Raw genomic sequence first — 22,686 nt, 5'->3', positions numbered from 1 at the left:
ATGATACAACAAGTTGAAAAGGCAATACTGGAAGTACACGACCTGAGCGTGCGCTACAATAACAAAACAGCACTTTGGAATATAGACTTCACTCTTCCATCCGGCGTATTGGCCGGTGTAATTGGGCCTAATGGTGCAGGAAAGTCCACATTGATTAAGGCTATTATGGGCTTAGTACCTGTTCATAGTGGATATGTAAAGTTATTCGGTGAGTCATTGAGTAAAGTAAAACAGCGAGTAGCTTATGTGCCACAAAAAGAAGAAGTGAATTGGGATTTTCCTATAACCGTACAAGAAGTGGTAGAGATGGGACGCTTCCCCTATTTAGGGTTACTAAAGAAACTTACGCCACAGGATAAAGCAATCGTAAGCAGCGCGATGGAGCGCGTAGGAATTGCCCCTTTGGCAAAGCGACAGGTCTCTGAATTATCAGGTGGACAACAACAACGGGTTTTTTTGGCAAGAGCTATCGCGCAGGATGCCGACATTTATTTCATGGATGAGCCATTTACCGGCATCGACATCGCTACTGAGCATGCTATTGTTGCCTTGCTGAAGGAAATGAAAGAACAAGGAAAAACCATTATAGTTGTTCACCATGATTTGTACTCTGCCTACGAATACTTTGACTGGGTTGTTCTGCTTAACGGATATTTGGTTGCCTCTGCCCCTACTGAACAGGCTTTTACTCCGGATTTATTACAAAAAACTTATGGAGGAAAGTTGACAACTTTAACAAAAATCGCTCATATTATAAAACAAAGTTTATGATGGAGCTATTGCCTTCTACCTGGTATATACTCATTAGTGCCTTGTTTTTAAGCGTTTCATCTTCCGTTTTGGGAAGCATACTGTTCCATAAAAAACAGGCACTCATAGGCGACGTAATTACACATGCCGTATTGCCGGGTGTGTGTATAGCCTTTTTAGTGTTTCGTGAAAAAAATATGTTTTGGTTTTTGGTGGGTGGGAGCAGCACAGCTATGCTTGCAACCTATATTGTGCAGTATTTGCACAGAAAAAAAGTATTATCGGAAGATATCTTATTGGCGAGTACCTTGTCTATCTTTTTTGGCATAGGTGTTTTGTTTTTGTCTTACATACAGCAATTACCATGGGGAAACCAAAGCGGTATAGACAGGTTCATATTTGGTCAAGCCTCTACCCTATCGCTCCTTGATGCACAGGTTATTGCTATCATCAGCGCGGCAATTCTTACCCTTTTTATTTTGGGGTTTCGTGCTGTTAAGATCTGGGTATTTGATATTCAGTTTGCCGGCACACTGAACTTTCCGTTTAAAATAGTGGAAGCTTTATTTATTGTCTTTTTATGCCTGCTGGTAATGACCGGGCTCCAAAGTGTCGGTATCGTTCTTATGTCTGCAATGTTTGTACTTCCTCCCTCAATAGCACATTTCTGGAAACGCTCCTTTACAGGCGGAATCATTGTTGCCGGTTTGGTCTCTTTTGTAGCAAGTGCTTTTGGTATTATGCTTTCATTACTGGTCCCCCACATCCCCACAGGTCCGGCAATAGTTTTAAGCCTTTTTGGCGTGTTAATAGTCAGTTTGCTGCTCGGTAAATACAATAGTTTGTATAGTAAACTAAAAGCCAAAAAAAGACATCAAGACAAGATAGATGAGGAGCATGTACTAAAATCTCTTTACAAGTTGATAGAGTCAATTAAAACAGAAACAGTAGATATCTTTGCTTTACACAAGGCAACCAGAATGTCTTTTAGCAGAATAGAAAAGATTTGCAAAAAACTCGAAAAAAGAAAGTTGATAAAGTTTTCTAATAACAAAATACAACTCACTCCCGCGGGAAAAGCGGCATCCAAACGCATTGTCCGCCTTCACCGCTTGTGGGAGTTATACCTGAGTGAATATTTGCAACTTCCGGAAGATCATTTGCATGAAAGTGCCGAAGATATAGAGCACTACATCACACCGGAAGTAGAAGCGCACCTGCTTACGATTATGAATTTTCCCAAAAAGGATCCTCATCAAAAAGATATACCATGATTAGCGATTGGTGGATTATAGTAAACTCTGCTTTAACAGCTGCTTGCTGTGGCATATTAGGTAGTTTCATTATACTGCGACGAATGAGCATGCTGGTAGATGCCATATCTCATGCGGTATTGCCCGGAATAGTTATCGCCTATTTATTCACGGAGTCTCTCCAGTCTATATGGCTACTTATAGGTGCCGGGCTGTCCGGCTTTGCTACGGTATGGTTGATAGAGTCTATTGCCAAGCGTTACAACCTTCATGAGGATGCTTCTATAGGTAGCATTTACACTTCTATGTTTGCCTTAGGTATCATACTCATATCTTCTCTTGCCTTTCGTGTGGACTTAGACCAAGAGTGTGTACTTTATGGCGAAGTGTCGCATACGCTCTTCGATGTTTTGATTATAAACGGAAAAGTGGCAGGGCCTAAAGCGTTTTATTTGCTTTTAGGTATTTTCATTATAAACCTGACTTTTGTATTGCTAAACTATAAGCAGCTCAAAGTGATGAGCTTCGATGGTGTTTTTGCTTCCACTATAGGCATTTCCACAAGCATTTTACATTATACCTTAATGGGATTGGTCTCGTTTACAACCGTGGCTTCCTTCGAAATGGTCGGCTCTATCTTGGTTATAGCTTACTTCACGGCATTACCTGCTATTGCCTATCTGTTTAGTTATAGTTTGTCTGCTATGCTCCGGCTTTGTATTCTTACGGGCATTTTGTGTGCTGTATCCGGTTATTTCATTGCCTTGTGGTGGGGCGTCTCTGTAAGTGGCGCAACTGTCCTCAGCATGGGCATATGTTTATTAGTGGCTATCTTTGTATCTCCCAAAAAGGGACTTTTAAAACCTTGGTTATATGCAAAATCAAAATAGTTGGGATACGATCGTAGCTCCTGCAACCCCTCCCGGGCAGTCAGCCGTGGCGGTAATCAGAATTTCGGGAAAGGAGGCCTTCCGGATAGTGAAAAAAATATGGAAGGGAAAAGATATAGACCAAATTGAAACACACACTTTACACCTTGGTAAAATAGTTGATTTTAACAACGAAGTAGTAGATGAAGTCCTTTTGGCAGCCTTTAGAGCGCCGCGCTCCTTTACTATGGAGGACAGCATAGAAATTTCGACACACGGTTCTCCTTATATTGTACAAAGAGTATTGAGCTTGTTGCTGGAAGCAGGAGCCCGCATGGCCGAACCAGGCGAATTTACCAAGCGAGCCTACTTAAACGGGCGCTTTGACCTGGTGCAAGCAGAAGCCGTGGCTGACCTGATAGCCTCGCAATCATCGGCAGCGCATAAAGTTGCCATGCAACAAATGCGTGGACATTTTTCTTCTAAGATAAAAAAACTAAGAGAACAGTTGATTCATTTTGCCTCCTTACTGGAGCTGGAGTTGGACTTCTCGGAAGAAGATGTGGAGTTTGCCGACCGGACACAACTACTCAACCTGCTTAGAGAAATACAGCAGGTCGTACATCATTTGAAAGAATCGTACCGCTATGGCAATGTGCTCAAGCGAGGTGTACCGGTAGCCATTGTGGGGAAACCCAACGCAGGGAAGTCCACACTTTTAAATGCGCTTCTTCAGGAAGAAAGGGCTATTGTGTCGGACATAGCGGGCACCACCCGTGATGTGATAGAGGATGAAATTACTATTGAAGGCATCACCTTCCGTTTTATAGATACAGCCGGCATAAGAGAAACAAGCGATGCAATAGAGGCAATAGGTGTAGAGCGTGCCCGGCAAAAAATGAAAGAGGCGTCCATTGTCCTTTATTTGTTTGATGTAAATACTGCTACCACCGAAGAGATAGAAGCAGCCATCCGGGAATTGGAAACCTACAAGCTTTCCTATATTTTATTGGGCAACAAAATAGATATGCTTACCGGCGAGTCACATAAGATATCTATGCTACAGAAAGCACTCGAAAACTACCCGCTTATATTCATATCAGCCAAAAATGAGAAAGATGTAGAAAGCCTCAAGAAAGAACTTCTTCGCAGAGTGCAGCAATGGGAAGCATCTCTTCAAACAGACATCATTGTTACCAACGCCCGTCATTACGAGTTTCTGGAAAAAGCAGAGCAGGCACTATCGCAGGCAGAACATGGTTTGCTTTCGCAGTTACCAAGTGACTTGGTGGCCATGGATGTACGGGCAGCACTACACTTTTTAGGTGAAATCACCGGAGAGATCACTACAGAAGATCTGCTGGGAAATATTTTCTCAAAGTTTTGCATTGGGAAATAGTAACCTTGATGAATCATATATCGTTTAAAAAGACAATATACATAACATATAGCCTTAAAAACCGATAATATATTGATTCTTGCAGTCCTAACAGGTGATATAATAGCCTCCCGTTCATCACCCACTGCTCAATGGCTTCCCATTTTACAAGAGGCGCTTGCTTACTGGGGAAGCACACCATCAGATTGGATACTTTACCGGGGGGACAGCTTTCAGTTAAAGGTGCAGGCACCACAGGCACTCCTTGCTTGCTTTTTATTGAAAAGTGCCTTGCGTAGCGTACGACTGGACGTGCGTATAGGTATTGGCATAGGCAAAGAGACTTACAGCGGACGCAGCCTGGCGGAATCTAACGGGGAAGCGTATATCCTTTCCGGACAAGCTTTCGATAGCTTATCGCAATACAACATGGCGCTCAAGTCTTGTTTTGGACAAAAATATGATGAATATTGGAACTTGGTCTTGCACCTGGCGCTTACTTTTGCCGACAAATGGACAGTGGCAGAGTCCCGTGTGTTGTATGCCCTGCTGCAAAATCCTAACCTCACGCAAATACAATTGGCAGAACAGTTAGGGAAAGCACAAAGCACCATCAGTGAAGCACTAAAAAGAGCTCATTACGTAGAACTAAAGGAAATGATAAATATTTTCAAAGACCAAACTGAATATAAATGCAGCTGTTCTTTTTAAAATTATTGGCTGCTCATATTGCTGCCGATTTCTTGCTCCAAAACAAGTACATTGTAGCACACAAGGCTCGAAAGCGGATACAGTCCATATGGTTGTATGCGCACGCCTTGTTGCATGCTATACTCACGGCTTTACTTCTACAAGAAATATCCAGAATGTATATTTACATATATATTTTGATATTTACTTCACATCTGCTGATAGACATTGTAAAGATTTACTATCTATCCGGATTTAGGGGCTTCCTTATAGACCAATCCCTGCATGTGAGTGTCATTGCCGTTTTGACCCTGCTTCTGTTTCCAAAAGAAGCCATACATTTGAAAGAGAGTTTAGATACTCATACACTATTAAGTCTGTTCGTCTCCCTGTCTTTAAACACCTATGTGGCATGTATTGCCATTGGGATATTTATGCAACGATGGCGTTTGGGCGCCCTGAATCACAGCTCTCTCCCACAAGCCGGCGCATATATAGGCATTTTGGAACGACTATTAATTTTTTTGTTTATCAATTTGAACTTTTATGCAGCCATAGGTTTTTTATTGGCAGCAAAGTCAGTCTTTCGTTTTGGTGACCTGTCAAAGTCTAAAGATAGAAAGCTGACGGAATACATTTTAGTTGGTACGTTGGTGAGTTTTGTGTGGGGAATTTTGTCGGCACTTTTGCTGAAATGTTTATAAAAAATATTATGTTAAACAGGTGGTGAAGTAAGCATTCGAATCTTGATTTTATACATTAAATAAACCGCCATTCTTTCCCTTTTACTTAAAATTTTCTAATTTAGCTGAGGTTTTTTTGAGAGGTAAAAACATAAACAAATAGTTCCTATGTCAGAATACGCTGAACTTCATTACAACGGTCAGGTGTACCAGCTTCCGGTTCTTACCGGTACAGAAGGCGAAAAAGCCTTGGATATCAGCAAGCTTCGCTCAGAGACCGGCGGATTGATCACTTTAGATTTGGGCTTCAAAAACACAGGCTCAACCAAAAGCGCCATCACCTTTCTGGATGGCGAAAAAGGGATATTACGTTACCGTGGATACCCCATTGAGCAGCTGGCAGAAAAATCTACCTTTTTAGAGGTAGCTTACTTGCTTATTTATGGCGAGTTGCCTTCGAAGAGCGAATACGAAACCTTTGTAAACAAGGTTACTCGCCACACAATGGTAAATGAAAATATACGGAAAATATTTGACGGCTTCCCTGCCAATGCACACCCCATGGGCGTGCTTTCGGCATTGGTGTCTTCTCTTTCTGCTTTCTATCCGCGTCCCGAAGAAGCTGCACTAAGTTTTGAAGAGCAAACCGATTTAAACATCATCCGCTTGCTTGCTAAAGTACCTACTTTGGCAGCCTGGTCTTATAAGAACTCGCAGGGGCACCCGGTCAACTACCCCAAGAACAGCTTGAACTACTGTGAGAACTTTTTGCACATGATGTTCGCTCTTCCGGTGGAGGACTACGAGGTTGACCCTGTGGTAGCCCGTGCCCTGGATGTCCTTTTGATTTTGCATGCCGACCATGAACAAAACTGCTCGACATCTACTGTACGTATTGTAGGTTCTTCGCATGCAAGCCTCTATGCCGCTATTTCAGCAGGTATTAGCGCTTTGTGGGGACCGCTGCACGGTGGCGCCAACCAGAAAGTGATAGAAATGCTTGAGATGATCAAAGCAGACGGCGGCAACGTGAAGAAATACGTTGAAATGGCAAAAGACAAAAACTCTGATTTCCGTTTGATGGGCTTTGGGCACCGTGTATATAAAAACTTCGATCCGCGGGCACGTATCATCAAACAACAAGCAGATAACGTATTGAATAAGCTGGGAATCAAAGACCCCTTGTTGGATATTGCAAAAGAGCTGGAGCACGCCGCTTTGAATGACGATTACTTTAAAGAAAGAAAGCTGTATCCGAACGTTGACTTCTATTCCGGCATTATTTACAAAGCCATGGGCATACCGGTCAACATGTTTACCGTTATGTTCACCTTAGGACGCTTGCCGGGCTGGATTGCTCAATGGAAAGAGATGCGCGAAAACGGCGATCCTATTGGCCGTCCTCGTCAGCTTTATGTGGGTGCCAATGAAAGAGATTACGTACCCATGGACAAGAGATAAAAGACGCGCCCTTGTTATAAGTAGTTGGGGAAGGTATGAGTTTACACCTTCCCCATTTTTTTAGATAAAAAAAAACGGCTTATTCTTTGAGATAAGAACAAGCCATTCAGTACCTAAGCGATCCCGGCAGGACTCGAACCTGCAACCGACTGCTTAGAAGGCAGTTGCTCTATCCGGTTGAGCTACGGGACCTTGTATGTTCATGTATTGAGAAAGAAAAGTCGGGGCGGCAGGATTCGAACCTGCGACCCCCTGCTCCCAAAGCAGGTGCGCTAACCGGGCTGCGCCACGCCCCGAACTGTTAGAGGAGAGGACGGGATTCGAACCCGCGGTACCGCTTTGGGCGGTACGGCAGTTTAGCAAACTGCTGCCTTCGACCACTCGGCCACCTCTCCTTTTTCGTTGAATTGCAATGCAAATATAGAGCACTATTCCATATTGTCCAAACAAATTAACTACTTTTTTTAAAAAGAAAATTTAAAATATTGAAGATTAAGCCATTAAAGTTGTATTTTTTTCAATTAAAATACCATTGTCTTATGTAACTTTGCACAGGACATCAAGCGGTTTGGTATGCACTTTTTACTCCCCCCCTCCTTGTTTGAACTTGGTATATTCAGCGTATTTGCGCTGTTTTTATTGCTTAACTGGCGAAAGGTATATGTCATAGAAAAACGCTATCCTTTTCTCCATTACAACAGAAGAGCATTCCTATTCAAGAGTGCACTTCGCTTACTGACCATTAGCTGCGTGATTGTGGCACTGTTGGCGCCGTTTAAAAAAATAGTGCGAGAAGAAGTGAGTGCAGACAACCACCACTTGTATTTACTTGTAGATTTATCAAACAGCATGCGTGTTCAAGACACTCCACCCGGGCGTTTCGAACGCACAAAATATACCTTATCTCAAATCATACAGCAAACAAACGGTAGCTATTGCATCATATTATTTGCCAATGAAGCACTCATTTACTGTCCACTTACTCATGATAAAGAGGCTATTTTAGACTTATATATTCCTCCTATGACCTTTGGGCTTACTTCAGGTGGTGGCTCTAATATCAGCCAAGCTTATGCGCTTGCTATGGAAAATGTCAAAAAAAATCATAAAGAAGGCATAAAAAACTCTATTATATGTTTCAGCGATTGGGAGAGTAATGAGCTACCCGGTACTTCTTTGTTCCGGGAGGCAACCTTATACAATCTTTCCTTTTATCAAGTGGTGGTAGGAAGTGTCACCGGTGAGTATATTCCGTGGCAAGGTGGCGTGCTCAAAAAAGATGGACGGGCTGTAATTAGTAAAGCCATGCCTGAAAACGCGAATAAACTATGCAGCAAACTTACCGATTGCAGAGTGTATCAAATTGCGCCGGAAGTGGACGACACGGCTACATTGATTAGAAACATTAACGAAAACAGCATGACGATCACCAATAGGCAACATATAGCCACTGACAATATTTATCACATGCCTTTGCTGCTTGCTATCTTGTTTTTAATTTTAGATTTGTCTTTTCCCCTACACTTAATCCACTTCAAACGATGATATTAGGTTTCACATGGCTGCAGTTATTATACATTTACTTTGTGGCACCCTTGTATAATTATCATATAGAAGAAGCAAAAACAGCTTATGCAGAAAAACAGTATAAACAAGCTGCCGGGGCTTCATGGGAGGCATACTCATTGGTAAATAACCCGGACACCTACATTTTCACTTTGCTTTGCCATTATCAAGCAAAAGCATGGGAAACCATCATACAACTCCCGCTTCCTGCCATGAATCAGTGCAGCCCCAAACAGCGGGCTTACATTCATCTTATAAAAGGTGTAGCTTCCTTTGAGGCAGGGCATTCCGCCCAAGCTATCCGGCATTTCAAAAACTCGTTGATAGCCTACCCCCTCCCCGATGCCGCATATAACTTGGAATTACTATTACACAGGCAAAAAGAACGCGCTCCTATACCAAGCCCGTCGGAAAATCAAAACAAGCCTAATCCAAAGATAAGCAACATACAACAGATACTGCAATCTATTCAAAATAACGAAAGATACCATCTTCAGCGAAAAAAAGGGCGTCAACAAAGTAGAGAAAATATAGAATGGTAATGTATATTTGTACTAATCAAAAAAAATATTGTTATGAATAAAGAAGTTTATATCGTTTCAGCCGTACGCACTCCCTTGGGAAGCTTTGGGGGCGCTTTATCCACTCTGTCAGCCACTGAATTAGGTGCTGTGGCTATCAAAGGCGCGGTAGAAAAAGCCGGAATTGCCTTTGATGCCGTTGAGGAAGTGTTTATGGGGAACGTAGTAAGCGCTAACTTAGGACAAGCCCCGGCACGTCAAGCCGCCATTTATGCCGGTCTTTCCAAATCAACCCCTTGCACTACCGTAAATAAAGTATGTGCTTCCGGTGCAAAAGCCATCGTTTTTGCTGCTCAGAGCATCTTAACCGGCAATGCCGACATCGTTGTTGCCGGCGGCATGGAGAGCATGAGCAACGTCCCCTATTACGTACCAAAGGCTCGTTTTGGCTATAAATATGGACATGCCGAACTGATAGACGGTTTGGCAAAAGACGGCTTGGAGGATGCCTACGACAAAGGCGCCATGGGGTGCTATGGCGATGCCACTGCCAAGAAATACAATATCAGCCGGGAAGAGCAAGATGAATATGCCATTCGCTCTTACAAATTAGCTGCCGAAGCAACAGAAAAGGGATGGTTTAAAAATGAAATTGTACCCGTAGAAGTAAAAGGACGTAAAGGAAGTGTCATTGTGGATGAAGATGAAGAATACAAAAAAGTGATTTTTGAGAAGATACCTGCTTTACGCCCTGCATTCACACCCGACGGCACGGTAACCGCTGCCAATGCCTCTACCATCAATGATGGTGCCGCTGCTTTGGTATTGATGAGCAAAGAAAAAGCAGAGGAGTTGGGCGTAAAGCCGATTGCCAAAATTGTCGCTTACGCCGACGCGGCACAAGAACCTCAATGGTTTACTACTGCACCGGTAGCAGCTGCCAATAAAGCATTGCAAAGAGCCGGTTTGTCAAAAGATGACATTGACTATTTTGAAGTGAATGAAGCCTTTGCCGTCGTGGCACTTGCTTTCAGCAAGTTAATGGAAGTTCCCGTAGATAAAATGAATGTGTTTGGTGGCGCCGTTTCAATAGGACACCCCTTAGGTTGCTCCGGCGCCCGCATCATGACAACCCTTCTGAACGTATTGCAACAAAAGAATGCAAAATGTGGTCAAATAGCCATCTGTAATGGTGGTGGTGGCGCTACTTCTATCATCGTAGAGCGAGTATAAAACCACGGACAATGGCACAATACAGAGGGGGCTCATTGAGCCCCCTTATGCATTTATAACTTTCACCTTGATTCCTTTTAGTTGCCTAATGCCTTTAATTTGGCATCCATTGCTTTCCCCTTGTCTTCCATTTTTAAACGGTAGTAAATCTTAGCCAAAAGGGAAATCACGTCTCTATTGTCCGGCTTGGCTTGGTGGGCACGCTCTAAATAAGGCAAAGCAGTTTTCAAAAGCTCATCCATCTGTTTTAGCTTGGCTTCTACTTCTGACTTTTTCAAGCTGCTGTCCATGTTCTCTATCTCTTCTGCTACTTCCACCGCCTTGTTATAATAAGCAAAGCCGGTATTGGCATTCAGCACAAAATTATCAGGGAACAACTCTGCCCCTTTCGTGTAATATTCCAGAGCTTTGTCTGTTTCCCCTTGTTCATCATAGATGGCTGCTATCAGCTCATAAAGACGTGCATCTTTCGGATTTTCTTTCAAGCCCATTTCAGCTATGGCAATAGCTTCTTCGGGTTTCTTCATTTCACCGTAGAGCACCAAAATCAAGTTATAGTAATGCTCCGCTTTTTTTTCATAAGGAACATCGTCCAATTCCAAAAAGCGCTTGGTGTAAGTAACGTATTTATCTTTTTGATCAGCCTCATATGCCATGGCGGCAGAGTAAATAAGCGCCGTGGTATCTTTAGGTTGAATGCTTAATGAAAGCTCAAGGTTTTTCAGCGCATTCTCAATGTCTTGTTCTTGATAGAAAGAGACAGCGCGATTCAAGGCGATGGCATATAATTGCTCCATCTCTGCCTTGGCATCATCATAATAACCTTTTTTCTCCGGCTCCAGCTCCATGGCTTTTTTAAAGCCTTCATAGGCTTTGAAAGTAGCATCTTTGTCTAAGTTCACGAACAAGCCGGTAGGGTCAGAAGCTATGCCCGCATATATTTTACCATAGTAGTACCAAGTTTTAGACTTGGTACTTGCCTTGGGATGCTTGATAGCCTCATCTATAGCCGCCTTGGCTTGGTCTAACTTGCCGGCTTCATATGCCATGATGGCATTGCCCAGGCCGCCTTGTGCGTATGCAGCCAAAATCCCTGCAATAAGGAAAAAGATAGATAAAACGGTTCTTTTCATGGTTGTTTGACTTTTATTTGAAATTTATTCTACTGAATCCTCTGTATTAACGTCATTATTTGCCACTTCAGATGCATTTTCTTCATCTTCGTTATCTTTGTCAACTTTTGCAATAGATGATATTGCATCTTTTTTGGTCAACTTGATAAGTCGAACGCCCTGAGTGGCGCGCCCCATTACACGAATATCGCTCACACGCATTCGTATGGTAATGCCTGATTTATTGATAATCATAATTTCATCATCATCTTCTACGGCTTTTATTCCTACCAGTTTGCCGGTTTTTTCAGTAATATTCATAGTACGCACGCCTTTACCGCCGCGCCGGGTAATCCGGTAGTCACTTACTTTTGATCGTTTGCCATATCCTTTTTCCGAAACCACCAGCAGGTCTTCGTCTTCGCTTGCCACACAGACCATACCTATCACCGTATCTCCATCTGCAAGCGAGATACCTCGAACACCGGTGGCGGTGCGTCCCATGGGGCGCACTTCCGATTCATGGAAATGGATGGCTTGCCCCTCGCGCGTAGCAATAATGATATGGGCATCCCCATCGGTAATTTCCACATCCAAGAGGCGGTCGCCTTCTATGATGTTAATAGCATTAATACCGGTTTGGCGTGGACGGGAATAAGCCTCCAGCACAGTTTTCTTTATAGTGCCCTGTTCCGTACACATCACTACATAATGATTATTTATGTAATCTTCGTCTTCGAGACTGGGCACATTCAAAATAGCCCGGATTTTATCTTCCGGTTCAATTTGAATCAGATTCTGGATGGCACGTCCTTTCGATGTTTTACTTCCTTCCGGTATTTGATACACCTTTAACCAATAGACCTTACCAAATTCAGTAAAGATAAGCAGGTAGTTATGGTTGGAGGCTACAAAAAGATGTTCTGTAAAGTCATCGTCTTTGGTGGATACACCTTTTGCGCCCACGCCGCCACGGCTTTGCGTTCTGTACTCGGTAAGGGGGGTTCGTTTAATATATCCCTGATGCGAAACGGTAATCACCATTGCTTCATCGGGGATCATGTCCTCTATAGATATGTCACCTGCGGCGTGCACGATGCCGGTACGACGCTCATCACCATACTTTTGCTGAATTTCAAGCAACTCTTCTTTGATGATGGCCATGCGCTTGCTTTTATCCTCCAGGATGGCTTTCAGCTCTTCTATTTGTGCGGCTACTTTGTTATGCTCCTCTACAATTTTATTACGTTCCAGTCCGGTCAGGCGCTGCAAACGCATGTCCAATATGGCTTTTGCTTGAACATCCGACAAGCCAAAACGCTCCATTAGCTGCTGCTTGGCTGTTTCAGGGTCTATAGCCTCTCGAATCAGCTGAATAACTTCATCCAGGTGGTCAAGTGCTATTAAATAGCCTTTTAAAATATGAATGCGCTTTTCCGCTTCATTCAAGTCGTAACGTGTACGGCGCACAACCACCTCATGGCGGTGCTCTACGAAGTGATAAATCAAGTCCTTCAGATTAAGCACAACCGGACGTCCCTTCACCAAAGCCACATTGTTAATGCTAAATGAAGACTGCAGTTGGGTGTGCTTAAACAGGTTGTTCAGCACTACTTGCGGAATAGCCCCTTGCTTAAGTTCATATACAATACGCAACCCTTGACGGTCCGACTCGTCGCGCAGATCCGAAATCCCATCAATCACTTTATCATTAATAAGCTGCGCCGTTTTTTCAATCATCGACGCTTTGTTTACCATATAGGGGATTTCGGTAACCACAATCTGTTGTTTTCCGGATTTGGTTTCTTCTATTTCGGCACGTGCACGGATGACTACACGTCCTTTGCCGGTCTTGTAAGCAGACTTTCACACCTTTGTAACCGTAAATAACGCCTCCGGTAGGGAAGTCCGGCGCAGGTATGTATTTGATTAGCTCATCAATGGTAATATCCGGATTGTCTATATAAGCCAAAATACCGTTTACCAGCTCAGTCAAGTTATGAGGGGCCATATTGGTAGCCATGCCCACGGCAATGCCGGAAGCGCCGTTCATCAACAGGTTGGGTATTTTGGCAGGCAATACGGTGGGTTCCTGCAGGGAATCGTCAAAGTTAGGCTGAAAATCAACGGTATCTTTGTTGATGTCTGCCAATAACTCTTCCGCAATTCGCTTGAGACGGGCTTCGGTATAACGCATGGCGGCGGGCGAATCCCCGTCTATTGAACCGAAGTTGCCTTGTCCGTCAACCAGCGGGTAACGCAACGACCAATCTTGCGCCATACGCACCATAGTATCATAAACGGAGGCGTCACCGTGAGGGTGATATTTTCCCAACACCTCACCGACGATACGCGCCGATTTTTTATAGGGCTTATTATGATACAAGCCCAGCTCTGCCATACCGTACAACACACGACGATGCACCGGTTTAAGCCCGTCACGTACATCCGGCAAGGCGCGCGACACAATCACCGACATAGAGTAGTCGATGTAAGCGGTGCGCATTTCGTCTTCTATATTAATTGGAATAATATTGGGTTGCTCATTCATAGAAACATTCTTTTAAAACTCTGCTTAAAACGGTCAAAACTGGGGCAAGATACGAAAAAAGGGCTGTTTTTCCTATCAAAACAGCCCTTCTATTCTGTAAGGCGGGGCTTATTTGTCAAAGCCGCCTTTTTGTTTTTTTAAAGATATTTTGTTGATATGCTTTTTGTCTAAACCGGTATATTTTTCTTTATCAAAGACTTTATAGCGCTTGCCTTCATCGGTGCGGTAAGTTTTTTTAAACAACCTGCGCCACCAAACGGTGCCGCTATATACCTTTAAGTCCTTGCTTTCAACATTGGAACGGTCAATCAGGCTGCCGTCTTGCGTATTTTCCGCACCGAAGAAATGCGTATGGTCATCAACAATCATGCATCCACTGACTTGACACCGCTTGGCACAGCCCCCATTCAATAACAAGACGCAAACAAGTAGTATCCCCGCGATTGGTTTTACATATCCTCTCATATTTTTGAACTTCCGTCTTTATAAACGTATAAAAGAATACAAAAGTTATACCTTATTTGCTTACTTGATACAAATGCACGTCTCTTTGAGGGTAAGGGATACTGATACCTTCCCGGTCGAAGCGTTCTTTTACTGCTTCATGAATCTGCGAATACACGGTCCAGTAGTCTTCCGTTTTACACCACGGGCGCACCGCAAAGTGCAGTGCGCTGTCGCCCAATTGCAGTAGAAATACGTTTGGTTCCGGGTCCTTTAAAACCAAAGGGTGATTCTCTACAATTTCTTGAAGCAATTGCTTGGCTTTTTTAAAGTCATCATCATAACCGCAGGTAAAGGTCATATCTACCCGGCGAATGGGTTCACGGGAATAATTGATGATATTACCGTTCGACAAGTTGGCATTGGGCAAGATAACCACCTTGTTGTCAAAGGTCTTTATGTAGGTATTGAATATTTGAATTTCTTGTACAACACCTAAAACCCCTTGTGCCTCGATGGTGTCCCCCACTTTGAAAGGACGGATAATAAGTATCAATATACCACCTGCCAAATTGGAAAGGCTTCCTTGCAGTGCCAGGCCTACCGCCACGCCTGCCGCCCCCAGCATGGTAAGTATAGAAGTGGTGGCAACCCCCAGCATAGAAACCACACTTACCAAAAGCAACACTTTCAGTGTAATGATGATGACTGTCTCCAGGAAAGGTTTAACGGTGGGGTCTATCTTGCTCGATTCGAGGTACTTTTTTATGTAACGTCGTCCGATTCTGATAAGCTGCCAACCGATAATTAATACGACAAGTGCGCCCAAGAAACGGGGGGCAAACTCTTTGGCAGCCGTAGTAAGGGTGCGTAAAATTTCTTCAATGTTCAAATTCATACAAATTCTCGTTTTTAGTTTTGAATAATTCAACTATTCTTTTCACTACATCGTATATGTACTGTATTGATAACAAAAAAAGTAAAAACATGCAAAAAAACGGCTTTTTAATTATTCTTTGTGTGTTTTTGTCTTGTAGCATGGCAAAAGCACAGAACAGGCAAGAGGTAAATATCTTGCAATGGTCAGTGACAGATGAAGGCGAATATATCAAAATATTGGGGGAAGTGAAAAACACCTTCGCCTCTTACTTGGGCGAGGTAAAAATCACGATAGAGTATTTCGATAAGAATGGCAAGCCTCTGGGGGTGGACAGGTTCACAGCGCGTGATGCGGGCACCTTGGCGACCGACGAAACTTATGCGGCCTTGGATGTGATTGCACCCAATGAAACGGCGCCGTTTGAAAGAACAAGAGACAAGAAAAAACTAAATGGTACTTTTGGATATTGCAAACTTAAAGCTACCGGTCGTTTGTATGACAAACAACCGCCCATGGCAGCCGAAATAGAGGACCTGCATATTGAGCGCACCGGCAATGACTTTCAAATTACGGGGACATATAAAGCCACCGGCACAGTAGCCTGTCAGTATCCGGCAGTGGTCATCGTCGGATACAACGATTCCGGACAGGTAGTCAGAGTAAAAAATATCTCTTTTTCATACCCGGACGATAGATATAAGGTAATTAAAAGCCTTCATCCCGGGGATATGTACCGGTTTAAAGCCAAATTATACAACTTGGCAGATGGTAGTATAAAAACGGTAAAGGTCTTTCCTTATTTTGACATGTAAAACACAAAAAAAAGAGAGAGACCGGGCGAATGCCGGTCTCTCTCTTTAAAAAGCCTGCCTGAAAGCCGGTGCTTATATACTGTCTATCAGATCCAGTTTCTTTTCAAGCACATGCAGCTGCTCTTGAGCTTTGGCTATGCGTTCTTCATAAGCTTCGCGCATCTTAGCAGCCTCTGAAGATTCACCAAAAAATTCGATATTATTGCGCAAAGTATCAATTTCCTCGCGTATGCTGCGTATTTTATGCATGATTTGATTACGTTTTTGACGCAGCTTGCGTTCTCCGCCTGCCTTGTGCTTGGCAAGACGGATGGTAATAGACAAGTCGAGCTCTTCGCGACTTTCTTCATCTAAGCCGGGGAAGCGCTGCACCAGCTCATGCATAGCCTTAATAAAGGCATTCTGGATACGTGATATGTCTTTCCGGGGCACATGTCCAATGGCTACCCACGCTTCTATCCACTGCTCTACTTCGTCTTCAGGTTCCACATTTGCCAGTACCTCTTCAGTGCGTGCATTGATTTGCTCTATGAGCGCTTCTTTCTTTTTCAAGTTTTCAACAAAAGCCTCTTCTTTTTTGCTATGAATGGCTCTGCGCTTATCGAAAAAGTCATTCATCAGCTTACGGAAGCCCTCTTCTATTTTCTTACGGGCTTTTTCGGGCACACTGCCTATCTTTCGCCACTCGTCTTGCAGCTTTTTGAGTTGCTTGGCTGCTTCTTCTATAGTTTCTTCCGTACTTTCTTCTATGATGGCTTTTGCTTTTTCAAAAAGCTCTTGCTTCTTCAACAAGTGTTGCTGGCGCTCTTCGTCGAGTTTGTGGAAGAACTCGCCTTTGCGCTTAAAGAACTGCTTGAACTTGCTCCAGAATGACTTCGACACCTCCTTGCCCTCTTCGCGCGGCACCGGACCTATTTCCTCCCATTCTTTTTGAATGGCTTTAATCTCCTCGGTTTTGGCATTCCATTCTTTAATCCGGTCCGACTCGAACTCGGCAAAAGGTGTCAGCTTTTCTACCAGTGCTTTTTTCTTGGCAAGATTTTCTTGAAGTTGTTGTTTGAACAGCTCGTCCTCACGGCGGCGCTTTTCATAAATAGCATTGACAGCTTTCTTGTAGCGCTCCCATATGTTATCTTTTTCTTCTTGTGGCACCGGTCCTATGTGGCGGTACTCCTGCTGCAACACCTTCAATTGGCGGAAAGCCTCCCGGGCCGGCAATTCAACCAGCGCCTCTATTTTAGCACATATTTCCTCTTTGGCTTCCAGGTTTTTCTTCCTGTCCAGTTCTTTCAACTCATGGAACAAAGACAGGTTGTTGTAGAACATATCGATGAGTGCATTGTAGCGTGCCCACAGGTCGCGGGCGAAGCGTTTGGGAACGGGTCCCGTTTTGCGCCATTCTGCCTGCAGGTGCTTTACCTGCCGGATGGTCTCTTCCGTCTCTATGCTTTCCACCGCATGACGCAACTCGTCCAATATCTCTTGTTTGCGTTTCAGGTTATTGCGCAAAGCCTCCTGCAGTTCCTGGCGGATGGACTGGCGGCGCTGACGGAGTGCCTTGGCTATTTCGAAAAAGTGCTTGGCTTTTTCATCCAAGCGATATTCAAAACCATCGGCTTCGCCCCCATCGGCAAGGTATTTCTCGAGGGCCTGCTCGCGCTCGTCCTGAATGATGGCTTTGAAAAAAGGTTCTATTTTAGTAAGCAGACGATAGTACTGCTCTACTTCTTCTTTTGATAATTTATTGACCGGGTGAGCTGCACGCAATGTTTCGTAGAGCTCATCTTTAGAGTAGGTGGAATAATCTTCTTCCGGCAACTCTTCTTCATGTTCCACATCTTCTTCCATTTCTTCTTCCACCTCTTGGTTTTCAGCTGCATTAGTCAATATATCCTCTTGACTCTGAGGGGCTTCATGAGCCGATTGCTCCATTTTCGGGCTTTTCTCTTCGTAATTCATACGCTTCGTTTTTTAAATGACGAAATCTCTTTTATATGCTTGCTAAATTTAGCAATTTTAACACAAAATTAATAATTATGGATAAAATAGCTTCTATCAGAAGAGAATACAGCAGTCGCTCCTTGTCTGAGCATGAAGTAAACAAAGACCCTGTCAAGCAGTTCATGCAGTGGTTTGAGGAAGCCTTGCATGCCGAAGCACTTGAACCCAATGCCATGCACCTCAGCACTATTGGATTGGACGGGCGCCCCAAGGGGCGCATTGTGCTGTTGAAAGGTGTAGAAGAAGGGCGTTTTGTTTTCTTCACAAACTATCTGAGTCATAAAGGAAAAGAAATAGAAAAAACGCCTTGGGTGTCGCTTACTTTCTTTTGGGCAGAACTGGAGCGGCAAGTGCGTATCGAAGGCAGGGTGTCGAAACTGCCCGGGGCAGCTTCCGATGAGTATTTCCATAGCCGTCCGCGTGGCTCTCAAATAGGGGCTTGGGTGTCTATGCAGAGCGAAGAGATTCCGGGACGTGATTTCCTTGAAAAACGCTTAGCAGAAGTAGAAAAACAATATGAAGGGGTCGAGATTATTCCACGCCCCCCTTATTGGGGCGGTTACATGGTAGAGCCCGGCTACTTTGAATTTTGGCAGGGGCGCCCCAATCGTTTGCATGACCGCATATGTTATCGCCTTGAAGACAATGGGTTATGGCGCATAGCACGCCTGTCGCCTTGATGGTCTTCTTTTATAAAGGCAATCGCTTAGCCCTCTCAGATGAGGGCTTTTTCTTTACTTTGCAAGTAAAGAGTAGTTAAAAACTATAGCAATGAAACACTTACCCAATTACCGCGCTTTATTTTTACAACATCTTGCACAAACCAGCCCGGCTCCTCTCCTGCTTGAGATAGAACGTGCAGAAGGCGTCTATCTCTATGATACACAAGGCAAACGATATATAGACCTCATTTCGGGCATTGCAGTGAGTAATGTAGGGCACAGTCACCCTGCCATAGTGCAAGCCATTTGCGAACAAGCCCGGAAGCACTTGCACACAATGGTATATGGTGAATATGTGCAAGCCCCCCAGGTTGCCTTTGCGCAAGCACTCGTAAACACCCTCCCCCCTTCTTTAAATACCGTTTATTTTACCAATTCCGGTGCCGAAGCGGTAGAAGGCGCCATGAAGTTAGCCAAGCGTTACACCGGCCGTTTTGAAATAATAGCAGCAAGAAATGCCTATCATGGCTCCACCCAGGGCGCTTTGTCTTTGCAAAGCCAGGAAACTTATAAACGTGCGTTTCGTCCGCTGTTGCCTTTTGTGAATCATATTAACATTGAAAGTCAAAGTGATTTAGAAAAAATTACTTCTAAAACTGCTGCTGTTATCATTGAGCCCATTCGCGCAGAGTGCGGCGTTCAAATACCCGGGCAAGAATGGATGAAACAATTACGTAAGCGCTGCACAGAAACCGGCGCACTGCTTATCTTTGATGAAATACAAACCGGCATGGGACGCACCGGCACCTGGTGGGCGCTGGCGCATTACCACACCACCCCCGATATATTGCTCTCAGCCAAAAGCTTAGGTGGCGGTCTCCCCCTCGGTGCTTTTATAGCACCCCAAGAAATCATGCGCGCCCTTTCTCACGACCCTATCTTGGGGCATATCACCACCTTCGGCGGGCATCCTCTGAGCTGTGCGGCAGGCTTGGCAGCTCTTCACATTATTAAAGACGTATTGCCGGAAGTAGAACCAAAAGGGCAGCTGCTGGAAAAGCTATTGAGCCACAATCCACACATTAAAGAAATCCGGCGTAAAGGACTCATGATGGCTGTTGACGTAGGCTCATGGGAAATGCTGCAAGAAGTCATCCGCCATGCCTTGCATAACGGTGTTATTATCGATTGGTTTTTATTCAACAACCATTCCATACGCATTGCTCCCCCACTCACCATCACCGAAGCAGAAATAGAAATGGCCGCTCAAATTCTTAACGAATCAATTAATCGTGCGTTTAATGATTAGCATATGATGTAGCAACATAAATTTTTTATATATTTGTCAAGTTTCACCAGGTTGTTGATGAAAACTTGGCTTAAAGTTCTGCTGCAAAGTTAGTATTTTATACTTAAATTGACAAGGATTTTCTCTAAAAATTTCAGGTCTTAATTCAAACCATTTTTCTACTGCTCCAAATGGTGTCCTTACTCCTAACTCTCGCCTTAAACTGCCGTGTTTTCTATAAAGCAAGTAAAAGACAAGAAATTTGAACAAATTTATTGTCATTTCTTGTTTAGATGAATATGTTTCTTTGAGAATAGTATTGGATTTAATAATTCCATTGACCCTTTCAACCATCCCATTGGTTTTCGGAGTATTGGGTTTTGTAAGACGATGTTCAATGTTTTCTTTTTTACAGAGTTCGTCTACTTTGGAAGGTTTTGTGCAAACTTCTCCCTTTTTGGACATTAACAGGGCATTGGTAAATTCTAATCCATTATCTGTAAGTATGTGTGTGATTTTGAAGGGGAAAAATGCCTTGCATTTATTGATGAAATCTACAGCATTATCAGCGGTTTTGGCAGGATAAATATCATAAAATAATACTCGTGTTGCCCTATCAATAGCCACAAACAAATACCATTTTTTACCATCCAATTGGGGCAGATAGGTAACATCTATATGTAAATAACCAGGTTCGTATGCTTTGAACTTTTTGGCTTTTTCTTTTTCCTTTTCAGGAATTTTATTGATGCCTTCTCTAACAAAGGTTCTGTAAACAGAACTTTTTGATATACTTGGACGGATGGACTGCATAATATCACAAACTTCATCTAATGACCACCAGGTAGAGGTTCTAATAGATTTAATCAGCGTTTGCTCCAAAGAAGTAAGAGCATAATGAATGGTATGGGGTCTTGAACTTTTGTCTTGAAAACAAGTACGATGACGCCATTTACTCACTGTTGTTGTTGAAATGTTGTAAATGTCTGCCAGTTCTCTGTTTGTCTGATGGCTTTGGTGTATTTGAGAACGAATGCGTATATTTGTGGTCGCATTAGTATGATATACTTGCTTCATATTTGTATGAATTTTATGTTTCATCAAAATGCAAATATAAGCAAGTTATGGGGGATTAGTTCTCCTGTATAGAGTTAATTATATTTTCTCTTGTGCAGGAGAACTATCTCTTAATTGAGGTATCCCCCATCAACAACCTGGTGAAACTTGACATATATTCATTCATGCATATTCTGTTCATTGCCTAAAACGCACACTTATGGAAATCGTGATAGATGTAGCAATTATTCTTTTTTCCTTTTATCTCATGTCCGAGATAGTAGATGCGCTTTTTATCAAAAGCTTGGACAACATTGCAGCTCAACTGAAGCTATCGGAAAGCGTATCGGGGGCTACTCTTCTGGCTTTTGGTACCAGTGCACCGGAAATAGCCACCGCACTTTTTGCCTTATTCCTGACCGGTGCCCACCCGGCAACCGGCGTAGGCACCATTGTAGGTTCTGCCATCTTCCAAATACTTGTAGTGATAGGCTTTGCTTGCATTGCCAACAGAAGCAAGCTTAATTGGAAGCCTATTTTGCGCGATAGCAGCTTCTACGCTTTCTCTGTTGTTCTTTTGCTTCTTTTTGTGCAAGACAACAAACTAACCCTCTTGGAAGGTGGCATATTGGTAGGATGTTACGTCTTTTATCTGCTATTCTTAAACCTGTGGATGAAATATATTGACAATGAAGCCAAACAAGCGGAAGAGATAAAAGAAGAGTATGCCATAGAAGATGTGCTCCCTCAAAAAAGCATCTTACGCAAAGTGCTGGATATCATCACCACCCCGGTTCGCTTGCTGATACGCCTCGTTCCCAACCCGGAAAAACGCCCCGCCTGGACTTATCCTGTTTTTACTCTGTGTCTTGGCGTCATTGCACTGGCTTCCTATTGGATGGTGATGGCAGCCGAGCGCCTGGCATTACTAATAGGCATCCCCACCGAGATTATAGCCCTTACTATCCTTGCAGGTGGCACCTCCATGCCTGAAATTATCTCTTCCTACATTGTTTCCAAGCAAGGGCGCGGCGATATGGCCATTGCCAATGCCATTGGTAGCAACATCTTCGATATACTTATGAGTTTGGGGCTCCCCGTGCTTATTTATACTTCCCTGCACGGCGATATCAGCGACATTGGCAGCGCCAACATCATTTCTTCGGTGGTCTTGCTTTTTGTTTCTTTGCTTTTGGTTATCTTGGCTTTTATTTTCTCGCGTTTTTATGCCACCCGCTTGCTCGGCTACTCGCTCATAGCCATCTACATAGCCTACGTATGGGGGGCTTATGCCGGTTGGTTGGAAATATAAAAAGCTTACAAAAGTTGTGCATATAGGCAAAAAGCTTTATTTTTGCCAGCGAATGGCTGCGTAGTACAATGGATAGTACGTGGGTCTCCGGAACCCAAGATTCAGGTTCGATTCCTGACGCAGCCACTCCTCGATAGAACCAAAGGGACAGCAGCTCATTTTAA

Annotated in this window: 19 protein-coding genes, 4 tRNA genes and 1 pseudogene; 15 read left to right on the top strand and 9 right to left on the bottom strand. The window is 43.6% G+C overall.

The window, feature by feature from the left end; translation table 11 throughout:
• The 7 genes from QVE43_RS01790 to QVE43_RS01760 all read left to right on the top strand — a co-directional run bounded on the left by QVE43_RS01790 (nt 1) and on the right by QVE43_RS01760 (nt 7,084).
• Nucleotides 1-771 (top strand): metal ABC transporter ATP-binding protein, encoded by a 771-nt coding sequence (locus QVE43_RS01790; protein ID WP_038029782.1) that lies wholly within the window; start codon nt 1-3, stop codon nt 769-771.
• Entirely contained in the window at nt 768-2,024 is a 1,257-nt protein-coding gene (locus QVE43_RS01785; RefSeq protein ID WP_288004019.1) for a metal ABC transporter permease, read from the top strand. Before QVE43_RS01790 ends, QVE43_RS01785 begins: the two co-directional genes overlap by 4 nt.
• Complete coding sequence (locus tag QVE43_RS01780) at nt 2,021-2,893, top strand: metal ABC transporter permease (RefSeq protein ID WP_288004018.1); 873 nt, start codon at nt 2,021-2,023, stop codon at nt 2,891-2,893. The genes QVE43_RS01785 and QVE43_RS01780 overlap by 4 nt, the downstream gene beginning before the upstream one ends.
• Nucleotides 2,877-4,271: a tRNA uridine-5-carboxymethylaminomethyl(34) synthesis GTPase MnmE gene (gene mnmE, locus QVE43_RS01775; RefSeq protein WP_288004017.1), complete on the top strand. Its 1,395-nt coding sequence runs from the start codon at nt 2,877-2,879 to the stop codon at nt 4,269-4,271. Before QVE43_RS01780 ends, mnmE begins: the two co-directional genes overlap by 17 nt.
• Nucleotides 4,272-4,343: 72 nt before the next feature.
• Entirely contained in the window at nt 4,344-4,961 is a 618-nt protein-coding gene (locus QVE43_RS01770) for a helix-turn-helix domain-containing protein (protein ID WP_288004016.1), read from the top strand.
• Nucleotides 4,943-5,644 (top strand): DUF3307 domain-containing protein, encoded by a 702-nt coding sequence (locus tag QVE43_RS01765; protein WP_288004015.1) that lies wholly within the window; start codon nt 4,943-4,945, stop codon nt 5,642-5,644. Before QVE43_RS01770 ends, QVE43_RS01765 begins: the two co-directional genes overlap by 19 nt.
• A 147-nt stretch (nt 5,645-5,791) precedes the next feature.
• Complete coding sequence (locus QVE43_RS01760) at nt 5,792-7,084, top strand: citrate synthase (protein ID WP_038029773.1); 1,293 nt, start codon at nt 5,792-5,794, stop codon at nt 7,082-7,084.
• Nucleotides 7,085-7,202: 118 nt separating this feature from the next.
• Here the strand turns inward: QVE43_RS01760 and QVE43_RS01755 are convergent.
• The 3 genes from QVE43_RS01755 to QVE43_RS01745 form a co-directional block, all read right to left on the bottom strand.
• Nucleotides 7,203-7,276 (bottom strand) — tRNA-Arg (locus QVE43_RS01755).
• A 29-nt stretch (nt 7,277-7,305) separates the two neighbouring features.
• A tRNA-Pro gene (locus QVE43_RS01750) sits at nt 7,306-7,380 on the bottom strand.
• Between the two features lie 9 nt (nt 7,381-7,389).
• Nucleotides 7,390-7,479, bottom strand: a tRNA-Ser gene (locus tag QVE43_RS01745).
• A gap of 178 nt (nt 7,480-7,657) precedes the next feature.
• On the opposite strand from QVE43_RS01745, the gene QVE43_RS01740 reads away from it, so the two are divergent.
• From QVE43_RS01740 to QVE43_RS01730, 3 genes are read left to right on the top strand one after another with little or no spacing between them, the layout of a single operon-like run.
• Complete coding sequence (locus tag QVE43_RS01740; RefSeq protein WP_288004014.1) at nt 7,658-8,629, top strand: VWA domain-containing protein; 972 nt, start codon at nt 7,658-7,660, stop codon at nt 8,627-8,629.
• Nucleotides 8,626-9,192 carry a hypothetical protein gene (locus QVE43_RS01735; protein WP_288004013.1) on the top strand — a complete coding sequence of 189 codons (567 nt, stop codon included), beginning with the start codon at nt 8,626-8,628 and terminating at the stop codon, nt 9,190-9,192. Before QVE43_RS01740 ends, QVE43_RS01735 begins: the two co-directional genes overlap by 4 nt.
• 33 nt (nt 9,193-9,225) lie before the next feature.
• On the top strand, nt 9,226-10,404 hold the full coding sequence (locus tag QVE43_RS01730) for an acetyl-CoA C-acyltransferase (protein WP_288004012.1): 1,179 nt from the start codon (nt 9,226-9,228) through the stop codon (nt 10,402-10,404).
• Nucleotides 10,405-10,481: 77 nt separating this feature from the next.
• On the opposite strand, the gene QVE43_RS01725 is transcribed toward QVE43_RS01730, so the two are convergent.
• The 4 genes and pseudogenes from QVE43_RS01725 to QVE43_RS01710 form a co-directional block, all read right to left on the bottom strand.
• A complete protein-coding gene (locus tag QVE43_RS01725) occupies nt 10,482-11,537 on the bottom strand; it encodes a lipopolysaccharide assembly protein LapB (protein WP_288004011.1) in 1,056 nt (351 codons plus the stop codon).
• 24 nt (nt 11,538-11,561) lie between these two features.
• Nucleotides 11,562-14,067, bottom strand: a pseudogene (gene gyrA, locus QVE43_RS01720) (DNA gyrase subunit A).
• A gap of 108 nt (nt 14,068-14,175) precedes the next feature.
• Nucleotides 14,176-14,436, bottom strand: a complete 261-nt coding sequence (locus QVE43_RS01715; protein WP_288004010.1) for a hypothetical protein — start codon at nt 14,434-14,436, stop codon at nt 14,176-14,178.
• Between the two features lie 148 nt (nt 14,437-14,584).
• A complete protein-coding gene (locus QVE43_RS01710; protein ID WP_288004009.1) occupies nt 14,585-15,409 on the bottom strand; it encodes a mechanosensitive ion channel family protein in 825 nt (274 codons plus the stop codon).
• Between the two features lie 89 nt (nt 15,410-15,498).
• Between QVE43_RS01710 and QVE43_RS01705 the strand changes: the two genes are divergently transcribed.
• On the top strand, nt 15,499-16,203 hold the full coding sequence (locus QVE43_RS01705; RefSeq protein WP_288004008.1) for a hypothetical protein: 705 nt from the start codon (nt 15,499-15,501) through the stop codon (nt 16,201-16,203).
• A 72-nt stretch (nt 16,204-16,275) separates the two neighbouring features.
• Here the strand turns inward: QVE43_RS01705 and QVE43_RS01700 are convergent, their stop codons facing one another.
• Complete coding sequence (locus QVE43_RS01700; protein WP_288004007.1) at nt 16,276-18,162, bottom strand: DUF349 domain-containing protein; 1,887 nt, start codon at nt 18,160-18,162, stop codon at nt 16,276-16,278.
• Nucleotides 18,163-18,239: 77 nt separating this feature from the next.
• On the opposite strand from QVE43_RS01700, the gene pdxH reads away from it, so the two are divergent.
• Complete coding sequence (pdxH, locus tag QVE43_RS01695; protein ID WP_288004006.1) at nt 18,240-18,884, top strand: pyridoxamine 5'-phosphate oxidase; 645 nt, start codon at nt 18,240-18,242, stop codon at nt 18,882-18,884.
• A 91-nt stretch (nt 18,885-18,975) separates the two neighbouring features.
• Nucleotides 18,976-20,175: an aspartate aminotransferase family protein gene (locus tag QVE43_RS01690; RefSeq protein WP_288004005.1), complete on the top strand. Its 1,200-nt coding sequence runs from the start codon at nt 18,976-18,978 to the stop codon at nt 20,173-20,175.
• A gap of 36 nt (nt 20,176-20,211) precedes the next feature.
• Here the strand turns inward: QVE43_RS01690 and QVE43_RS01685 are convergent, their stop codons facing one another.
• Entirely contained in the window at nt 20,212-21,231 is a 1,020-nt protein-coding gene (locus QVE43_RS01685; protein WP_288004004.1) for a DDE-type integrase/transposase/recombinase, read from the bottom strand.
• A gap of 199 nt (nt 21,232-21,430) precedes the next feature.
• Here QVE43_RS01685 and QVE43_RS01680 point away from each other — a divergent pair, with 199 nt between their 5' ends.
• Entirely contained in the window at nt 21,431-22,522 is a 1,092-nt protein-coding gene (locus QVE43_RS01680; RefSeq protein WP_288004003.1) for a calcium/sodium antiporter, read from the top strand.
• A gap of 54 nt (nt 22,523-22,576) precedes the next feature.
• Nucleotides 22,577-22,648, top strand: a tRNA-Arg gene (locus QVE43_RS01675).
• The last annotated feature ends 38 nt before the right edge of the window (nt 22,649-22,686 follow it).

Origin of the sequence: Thermonema sp. (genome assembly GCF_026003375.1) — a bacterium.
Classification (GTDB): Bacteria; Bacteroidota; Bacteroidia; order Cytophagales; family Thermonemataceae; genus Thermonema; species Thermonema rossianum.
The sequence above is the reverse complement of the archived record's forward strand: the minus strand, read 5'-3'. Positions and strand labels throughout refer to the sequence as shown.